This window comes from Stagnihabitans sp., assembly GCF_964946895.1.
Genome location: NZ_CBBQHX010000078.1, coordinates 1 through 8,794, shown reverse-complemented (window position 1 = coordinate 8,794; position 8,794 = coordinate 1). Strand labels below are relative to the sequence as shown.

Here is an 8,794-nt window from a genome sequence, read left to right as displayed (position 1 = left end):
GCATCGGAGCGCGCCACGCAATCGCTCTGGATCTTGTGGCAACTCTGGTCGGCTTCAAAGACACCGCAGGTCGTCTGAGACCCGGTCGCCTGACAGGTCACGGGCTTTTCCCAGGCCCAGCAGGCGCGGGTGACGGGAACGCCGTTGATGATACGGGTCTCTGGACCGGCGGTACAGGTGGCTTCTCCCGCCGCACAGCTTGCCCCGACCGTGTCGCAGGACCCGAGTTTGGTCTCGGCAATCTCGGTCGTGGTCTCGCCCACCTGCCGCGCCGGAGCGAGATCGCCCGTCGCGTCGGTACAGTCAAAACTCTTGCGGGTGGCAAGACAGCTGCCGTCAGTGCCAAGGTTCAGACAGGTGCTGCCCGTCTCGTGGCAGGACTGATGGGCCGCGAGCGCTGCGCATTCATGGGTATCGCCAGCCTCGTCGCATTCGTAGCGGCTCGTTCTTTTGACCGCGACATCGAGGGCCAGTTGGCACGTGCTGGTCGTGGTGGCCACAACCCGCTGGCAGGAGCGTTCTACTGTGCCGGCACTCTGCAGACCTTCGACGGTGCAGCCTTCGCCCTGGTTTCCGCCGGCACTGAACAGTCCACCAGCGATTGCATCGGCGCTGTTGAGAGCGCCGTCAGCGCGCTGCAGTCCTGGATCAGAGGTCGGGATATCCCTCCTCGGGTTGCTGGTCGTGGCGGTGGCCTCAGAGTGAAGGGCGTCTGCTTCGGTCGATGACCCGGCCGCACGAAGTCGCGCCGCATCTTCGATACTGGTCCCAGTGATCGCGGATTCCGGCGGGGCTTCCGTCGCAAAAGGGGTCACGGTCTTGCCGATCATCTCCTGCGAGAACACCGAACTGCCGGGTGCGAGGACCAGTGGCGCTGCCGCCTCACGGCCAGCCTTAGCGGCCTCAGACATCGGATCGGCAAAGGCGCCAACCGCGAAGAGACTAGCAATTGGGGCCAGTACCCAGACCAATTTCATGGCGCAGCGCCAGCGGCAGGGGTCTTGTTCGAAGCCGCTTCGCCCAGGAGTGCCGCAGCGGTGGAGGCCGCCTCCCCCTGCCCTGCCGCCACAAGATTGAGCGCGGTTTCGAGCGGGATATTGCCCGACAGCCGGTCATGCGCTGGCAGCGGGTCCTGAAGGCAGTCTTCCGTCTCGCAGGTCGCCAGAGGTTCGGCCAGCACGACATAGACCGGCACGGCACTCACGTGGAACCGAGTGAAGAGCGTTGGGTCGATGGCAAAGCCCTTCGGCGTCTCGCCCTCCCCCAAGGCGGCGCGCAGAGCATCGCCCGTCTTGAAGACGGAGTTTTCCAGAAATCCCCGGAAGACCACGACGGCATGAAGGCGGTCGGCGTCCAGAAGCACCTGGCGCAGGGAAGGACCGGGCATCGCAAGGCTGGCAAAGACCAGAACTCGTGCCTCGCCATAGCCCGGTTTGTCGTCGCCCTCGACTTGGGTGTCCGATGTAATCCCAAGGAGCTCGCGCAACCTCGGGTCGTTCATCGCGTGGCCCTCGATGGCTTTCAGGCTGTGCGCCAGAGAGCCAAGATCCTGCGGTGCCGCCGCCTTGAGACTGTTCTTCAGGGCTTCGGCGTCTTTGGCAGCCTTGTCCATCAGGCCGGTGACATCGACGCCGATGGAGCCTGTGGCCCCAGGTGCAAATTGGAGGACCGGCTCTTCCGCCGAGGCCATACTGGTCATGAGGTGCAGGGCAACGCCCGCCGGCATCAAAGCGCGCAGCAATTGTGTTTCCTCCAGGTGAGCCAGCCGAAGCTTTCGCCCTTGAACGGATATTCCCGACCGGAATCGACGAACTGGGTCGAAGAGCCTAAGGGACCGCAGGCATAACGGCCGGAAGTCTTGGCCTTGGGCCGGGTGATCTGGAACCGGTATTGCGACTTGGGCAGGATAGGGGCCGGTTTTGGCTGGCAGAGCGCGCCCGATCCGGAAGTGCGACGGGCCAGGCCGAAACGATGCAGCCGCGCCAGAAGCTTGGCCGCCACGGTCTCGGAGGCCTGAACCCCGCCATAGTGCTCGTTGGAATCCCCGGTCATCGGATAAAGCCCGCGCTGACAACCATTGCACCAGAAGAGCTTGTCATTGCCGAGATGGCCGGAAGAGGCCGCCACGCAATCCGCCGCACAGGCGGCTTGCGCCACCGGATTGGCGAAGAGCACGGCTTCCGGGTTGATCAGGGTGGCCAGTTCCGGATCCTGCCAGAGCGGGTCGAACTCGCTCATATAGGCCACATCGAAGGTGGAACTCTCCAGGCAAAGCCCGTCGATCAGCGTGCCGAGCCACGACAGAAGCGGATAATAATAGTAGTGCGCCTGCCAGCGGGAGCCTTCGGAGCCGACGTCATCGACTGTGACGGCATCTTTGCCCAGGGCAAAAAGGCCCATGTTCATCTTGAAGCCGAGGTTTACAAAGCAGCCCGCCTCGTCTGCCACATCGGTCAGCCGGACGGGCTCCCAGAGGCCGATTGAGAAGCCGACGCGCGGAGGAATGCCGCCACAGATGCAGAAGGGTGAACCGGGGTTTGGCGTGTCGGGCCGCGAGCCGAATAGCGAGATCGACCCGATGGAGATCGGAAAAATGCAATCGAAACAAACTTCGGTCAGCGGATTGAGGAACTTCGTATTGCATTTGGCGATGGCAGTGTCGGTCAGGCCGAGGAATGCCAAGGCGACGGCGAGGATAAGACGGGCGATCATGGGGCCGGTGCCTCCGGTGAGGCGTCCTGCTGCCGCAGCGCCACTTCATCGATCCGCATCACGGGATCAGCGCGGGTGACCCGAGAGGGGAGATTAGTAATCTGGAAGCGATTGACCAGAATGCCGGACTGGTCGAACCAAAAGCGGCGGCCCCAGGCTTGGCTCAGATCCAGAGGTGCCCCTTGGGTCAGGACGATGAGGCTGTCCAGCTCGTCGCCTTGGCTGATGGCCCAAGCGACCTGATCCGGATCATCGCCGTCGATGAAGAGGATAGTCTTGTCAAAGCCAGACCAGGCCAAAGGGTTCACGACTGTGCCTGCGGCGGCAAAGACCACCCCGTTCTGATCGGCCAGATCGTGATCGACCCGGATCGACAGATCGAGGGTGAAGCTCCGATCCTCCGTCGCGCGCGGCAGGACCAGACCCTTGGGGCGATTGGCATAACCGCGCGCCTTGTCTTGCATCTCGGTCGTCAGGCGCTCCATGCCACCATCGGCGATCAACGCGCTGATCTTGCCTTTGATCAGGGCCAGAATGTCGGGCTCCGCAATCGGAAAGACCTCGCCGAAGTTGCCAAGGTCGCGTGCCGATGCTGACGCTGTGGCCGCCAGTCCAATAGCAAGGCTCAGTGTCACGACTCTTTTCCAAGCCATCGGGCCACCTCCTGCCAGGAGGGGAAGCCCGGAAAGGGCAGGCCCACCGCTTCGACATCTGCCATGCGGACAAGACCGAAAGGCTGATAGCGACTGTCGAGCGAATTCGGCGCCTCGCCGAAGATTGCCAGCATGCCGTCCGGCACCCTGCCCGAGGGCAGAAGCTCGGCAAAGGCCCTGCCGTCCCGCATTTCTGCGGCATAGCAGGTGCCCGCCACGCAGACCTGAGTGCCAAAGTTGCGGATTGGATCGCCGGGCAGGCCGCCGACCTTCTTGACGATCGAATAGCCATCCAGCCGATCACCGAACATCGCAGGTGGAGGCACTGCCACGACGGCGCCGTGCCAGAAGACCTTCGGCCAGTGCCATTGCAGATAAGCGGTCTCGGGCAGGCTTTCAGAACCGTTTAGCGTGAGCTGCAGATCGGCGAGACCGGCATAGCCCAAGACGGCCACCAGCGAACCCAGCCCGATGAAGGGCCAGCGAAGGGACGTAAACCGCCTCACTTCATGCCTCGCAGCGCGCCTTGGGTCAGAAGGTCAGTCACATCGGTGACATCGCCCGCGAGGACCGCAGAGGACGACAGGACCACCGTCCCGGTCTTGGCACCATAACGCAGCATTTCCTTCAGGAGCGCGCCATGAAACCGCGTGACGGCATCACCGAAAGCCTGTTCGTCGAGATCGGAGATGCCGGGCGAGCGCACGAAAGTCTCTGCGGCGCGGTCAGCATCCAGCATCACCAAAGGCTTGGAACCTTGATGGTGGCTGGGGCTCAAAGCTGTCACCAAAGCCAGGGTGGCCGCCATACTGATGATCCCGGTCACGGCCAGTTCCAGAAACCGCTGCAGCTTCTGCGGGGCTGGCGGGGCGGAAGAACCCGGGAGGGAGGAGGAGGGAGTTGCCATCGGCCCCTGATTCGCCACGGTTGGCGCGGCAACACTGTCAGCAGCACCTGCGAGGTTCGTCATGTCATTCATTTTGCATTTCCCTCTTCCGCCACGCGGCGGATCGCATCGACCATGGAGAGCCCGGCTTCTTGGCGGAGGCGCCGGATCCGCTCGACTGTCTCACCCCGGCTGGAAAACATCGCCAGCGAGAAGGGATCGAGGAGGAGGCGCCCGAAAACCCAGCCCTCCGGCCCCTTGATGGCCATTTCGGAATAGAGGCCCTGAACCGGGGCGATGCTTTTCAGCTGGTGCAGCATGCCCGAGGTGACGGCGAGGCGCTTCTCGGAGGCCAGCAAGTCCAGCGTCTCGGGCTTTTGGGCCATGACCACGGTCCAGTCAGAGTTTTCGAGACACACCCGGGCGGCGGCATTCTCTTCATAGTCGCGGAAGCTCTGCGTCCCGGTGATCAGTGCCGCATTGTATTTGCGCGCCCGCCGCACCAGGGCTTCGATGAAACGCGCCGTGGCCTCGGTCTTCAGAAGATCCCAGGCCTCGTCGATGACCAAGGCCACCGGAATATCGCGGGCGGTTTTGTACATAAGCTCGGAGGACAGAAACATCACGATCTGCATGACGACATCCTGCAGGATGCGCTGCCCCTTGATCCGGCTCAGCTCCACCACCGTGAAATCCGCCCCGAGCGAAATCGTAGCCGCTCCTTTCAGATAGGCCGCATAGACGCCCTCCCCCACGAAGGGTGCCATCTTGGTCAGCACATCGGCCATCCGTGGATCGGCAGCATGGGCCTGAAGAAGCTCATGGACATCGCCCACTTCCCCTTCCCGGCCCTTCCTGTCCCAGACCTTGGCCACCGCTTCGGCGATATGGCTTTCTTCCAGCTCCTGGACCCTGCCTTGAGCATTCTTGCCCAAGGCCGCCATCGAGGCCACGATCCGGGTCAGAAGCTCGATGGCTTCGGCGCGGTATTCCGGCGCGGCCATGGCCTCTTCGGAAAGCATCGAGAAGGGATTGAGCCGGATCGACCAATCGGCTTCGAAATCGACGAAGGTGCCGCCGAAAAGTTCAACCGTGTTGCAGAAGGAATAGCCGTCATCGATCACCACGATCTTGCCGCCACGGGCATAGATTGAGGCCACGAATTCCTGCATGAAAACCGACTTGCCAGCGCCCGACTTGCCGAGCACGGCCACGTTGAAGTTGCCGCTCGAGCGGAAATTGTCCCAGTCGAAGATGCCGCCTTGGCGACCGAGGAGAAGAACCCCCTTGCCCTCCCCTGCCCCAAGCCATTCGCCGTGGATGGGGGCGAAGGCGACCGCGGCTTCGGCTTTCAGAAGCCGCATGCGCTGCAGCTTCCTCAGATCCGTCATCCGGTTGCCGGAAGCCGTGAAGGGCAGCGAGGATAGGAACAGCGGCAATTGCAGGTAAGTGTCATCGCCGAGGGTAAGACCTGCAAAGCGGTAGATCTTGGCCAGTTCGGCCAGAGCCGTCTTGGCCTCGGCATCGCCGCCTTTGGCATAGGCCGAGATCAGGAAAACGCATTCCAAAAGCCGCTCATTGCCCTCGACCTGGGCCACGAGCCCGTCGAACTCGGCTTTCTTCTCGGCGAGGTTGGATGCCCATTTGGCGAATTCCGTACCCATCGTGTGCATGAGACCGGCACGCTGACGGTTCAGAAAAGCGAGGGTCTTGTCTTTGGGGCGGATCCGCATGACCAGTGAGGTCAGAACCGGGCCGATGGGGCGATGGGCGGCATTGTCGGGCACACCGTTCAGCACGGCGCCGAAGGCAGCAGACCATTCCTTGGGGAACCGCGTCACCGAGGCCGAGGCCACCGATAATTCCGGTTCCCCCTGAAACCCGAGCGAGGCACGGCGGACCTTGAGGCCTGCGCCCGGGAGTTGGTGGTTGAGGAACTGGTCCGGCATATAGTCGGGCCAGCCGCGTGAACCGGCGTGGAGGATTTCGGCGATGAGCTTCAGAAACTCCTTTGGGCCGAGTTTGCGAACACCGTCTTCGCCGCCAAACCCTGCCACCAAGGCGCGGCGGAATTCAAGAAGCTCGCGTTCGGCGGTCAGATCAGCGCTGCCGTCGATCCAGACTGCGAGGAAGACCCGCCGGACATGCGGCAGCGCCTTGATCCCATGATCGGTGCCAAAGCGCGCGCTGCGGAGGTGCTTCATGCGCGATCCGGCCATTTCGCGGACGAGGTCGCCATGGCGGAAGCGGTGTTGCGCCCAGTTGAGCAAGGGCTCGTCGATGTCATGCGACGTCCAGTTCAGGATCTGGATTGTCGCCTCGCGCGGGGCGCGGGACTGGATGATCGAGGTCAGGGTTGGCGTCAGATCGGTGGTGCCGACCTGCGGCGTCACCTCGAAGATGAAGCCCGACGAGTCCACGTTCACGAAAAGCTCGGTCTTCGGCTCGTAAAGCCGCCAGGGCAGCAGGTCTGAGACAACATCCTGCGCCAGAATTTTCGGCGCGCCTTCGCTCCAGTCGGGATCGTCAAAGAGGCTGGCGAAGAGGCCATTCAGTGCCTTCATGGCCGATCCCCCCAGGCAGCGGGCAGGATCAGGAAATGAACGAAGGTTGCCTCATAAAGCGTCTCACCCTCGGCATGCGGCGCTATCCAGAGCGTGCCGACCTTTTCCGGCAGGCGGTAGGAGGCCGCGTCATAGGCAAAGCCGCCATCGCCCATCGCGGCTGCAGGTCCTGCTTTGCCAGCCTTACCGTTGGAAAGCGGTGCTTGCGTCAGCCCGTCGGCGAGCGTGTCTTCGCCGCGTTCCTGAACCGGCTGGCCAGCGGCCCCTGCCCCATCTGCGGATGCGATGGTCGTGCAGGGCGACCCCAGCTGCGCCGGGCAAAGGAAATCCCGCTCGGTGTTAGAGGAAGCGCAGGCGCCCAGCGTCAGAGCCAGGCAAAGGGCAAGGGTCGGGCGCCGCATCGTGGCCAAGCCCGATGCTTTTGGGCCGCAAAGCAGCGGTGTCATCGCAAATCCACTCCGTCAAGGAAGACCACTTCGACCGAGGTGCCGCCGTAGAGGGACACCACCGGCTGATATTGTTCGGCGCGCTGGATGTAATATTGCGCCAGCGTGTTGGCGGCGCCGGAGATGCCCCCGCCCAGAGCGCCCGCCGCCGAAGCCCCGGCGATCGAGGTCACAGTTGAATCAAGACCGCTGGACCCCGTGACCGACTGGGCCGAACTGGAGGCGGTCTGTCCGATACCCTGAAGGACACCTGCGATTGCCGCGTTGCGCACCAAGGTGCCCTCGCGCGAGACGACCTTGCCCCGCACCCCGGCCTTGCCGGAACCAACCACGATCCCCGCAACGGGGACTTCCAGCACTTCGCCACGATGGTTGAGGCAGGTCAGGGTCGTAAGCCGCACGTAAACCCGCTCGGAAGAAAGATCAGCGGCAGCCGAGCCCACGACGGTGCAGCCAGTCAGATCCACTCTGCTCCCAGGACCGGCGCCCGCTGCCGCCGTGGTGACCGGACCTGTCAGGCGCAGCAGGACCGGAACCGGGTTCTCCTGCGATTTCACGCCCGCCGAAGCATCAACACCGGCGATCACCATGGCAGGGGCATAGCTGCCGGCGGGCACATAGCTCTCGAGTTTGCGCACATGGGACTCCTGTGCGGCGGCAGTCGCCACAGAGCCGTCCGTGGGATCGCCACCATTCGTGGCACTCGCCTGAGCCGGACCCGTGATGCCCCCGTTGGCGTCCTGCGCAGCCACTGACGCCGTCAGGGTAAAGCTGGTCCCAAACCCGTCAGAAGTGGTCGCTGCCCCTGAGGCCGCTCCGTCCTTTCCGGCCGTGTCAGACCCAAGCCCCGTAAGACCCCCTGCACCGTTCTGGACCGCCGACACGAAATCCTGCCCCAGGCCGCCGTCTTGTGCCGCGGCATTGGGATCGACCGTCGGATCGCCCCCTTTCAGGGTGTTGATGTCCTGCTGCTGGCGCAGGAGGGCGTCATCATATTGGGCCATCAGATCAGCGATCTGCTTGGCCTGATCTTCTTTGAGGGCCGTCACAGATGAGGTCAGTTCCGTGACCTGCGTCGTCAGCTTTTCGATTTCGGCCTTGCTTTGAGAAATCCAGCTGAGTTCCGGGCTCGCCGAGGAGGTGACATCGGCGATGATCGTCGGATCAATTGCTGGACTTTCGCTCGCCCCGACCAGATTGGCTTCGGACGCGTTCATCACCCAGCCGAGGATGCCGAGGAGGGTAACCCCACCGACCCCGGCCAGCCCCATGATCTTCCATTGCTGTGCCTTGCGCGGATCGCTCATCTTGCGGCCTCAACGACCAGCACCCAGGCGCGTTCGTTGGGCGCGAGGGTGGATTTCTCAACCCAGACGGCGAGGACATGCGAGCCTTGGAAATCCTGCGGTCGGACATAGCGACCGCTGGAGCCACCGCTTGCGACCAGAATGCGGGCGCGGAAGGCCCCTGCCCTATCGCTTGCCACGATGGCACCATGGCCAAGACGTGGCGCCGGTTTGCGGCCGATATGTT

The 8,794-nt window shown here is 63.3% G+C and carries 9 protein-coding genes and 1 pseudogene; all 10 read right to left on the bottom strand.

Going from position 1 to position 8,794, the window contains the following annotated elements:
* On the bottom strand, window positions 1-977 hold a 977-nt coding region (gene traN, locus AC1Y2B_RS23070; protein WP_482255472.1), incomplete at its 3' end, for a conjugal transfer protein TraN.
* Window positions 974-1,741 carry a type-F conjugative transfer system pilin assembly protein TrbC gene (trbC, locus tag AC1Y2B_RS23065; protein WP_482255471.1) on the bottom strand — a complete coding sequence of 256 codons (768 nt, stop codon included), beginning with the start codon at window positions 1,739-1,741 and terminating at the stop codon, window positions 974-976. The genes trbC and traN, both read right to left, overlap by 4 nt.
* A complete protein-coding gene (locus AC1Y2B_RS23060) occupies window positions 1,726-2,712 on the bottom strand; it encodes a TraU family protein (RefSeq protein WP_482255470.1) in 987 nt (328 codons plus the stop codon). Before AC1Y2B_RS23060 ends, trbC begins: the two co-directional genes overlap by 16 nt.
* Window positions 2,709-3,365, bottom strand: a complete 657-nt coding sequence (locus AC1Y2B_RS23055) for a hypothetical protein (RefSeq protein ID WP_482255469.1) — start codon at window positions 3,363-3,365, stop codon at window positions 2,709-2,711. The genes AC1Y2B_RS23060 and AC1Y2B_RS23055 overlap by 4 nt, the downstream gene beginning before the upstream one ends.
* Window positions 3,344-3,871 carry a S26 family signal peptidase gene (locus AC1Y2B_RS23050; protein ID WP_482255468.1) on the bottom strand — a complete coding sequence of 176 codons (528 nt, stop codon included), beginning with the start codon at window positions 3,869-3,871 and terminating at the stop codon, window positions 3,344-3,346. The genes AC1Y2B_RS23055 and AC1Y2B_RS23050 overlap by 22 nt, the downstream gene beginning before the upstream one ends.
* A complete protein-coding gene (locus tag AC1Y2B_RS23045) occupies window positions 3,868-4,344 on the bottom strand; it encodes a TrbI F-type domain-containing protein (RefSeq protein ID WP_482255467.1) in 477 nt (158 codons plus the stop codon). The genes AC1Y2B_RS23050 and AC1Y2B_RS23045 overlap by 4 nt, the downstream gene beginning before the upstream one ends.
* Complete coding sequence (locus AC1Y2B_RS23040; RefSeq protein WP_482255466.1) at window positions 4,341-6,815, bottom strand: TraC family protein; 2,475 nt, start codon at window positions 6,813-6,815, stop codon at window positions 4,341-4,343. Before AC1Y2B_RS23040 ends, AC1Y2B_RS23045 begins: the two co-directional genes overlap by 4 nt.
* Window positions 6,812-7,261: a TraV family lipoprotein gene (locus tag AC1Y2B_RS23035; protein ID WP_482255465.1), complete on the bottom strand. Its 450-nt coding sequence runs from the start codon at window positions 7,259-7,261 to the stop codon at window positions 6,812-6,814. Before AC1Y2B_RS23035 ends, AC1Y2B_RS23040 begins: the two co-directional genes overlap by 4 nt.
* Entirely contained in the window at window positions 7,258-8,568 is a 1,311-nt protein-coding gene (locus AC1Y2B_RS23030; RefSeq protein ID WP_482255464.1) for a TraB/TrbI/VirB10 family type IV secretion system protein, read from the bottom strand. Before AC1Y2B_RS23030 ends, AC1Y2B_RS23035 begins: the two co-directional genes overlap by 4 nt.
* Window positions 8,565-8,794: pseudogene (locus AC1Y2B_RS23025) on the bottom strand (type-F conjugative transfer system secretin TraK); the annotation flags it as partial. The gene AC1Y2B_RS23030 and the pseudogene AC1Y2B_RS23025, both read right to left, overlap by 4 nt.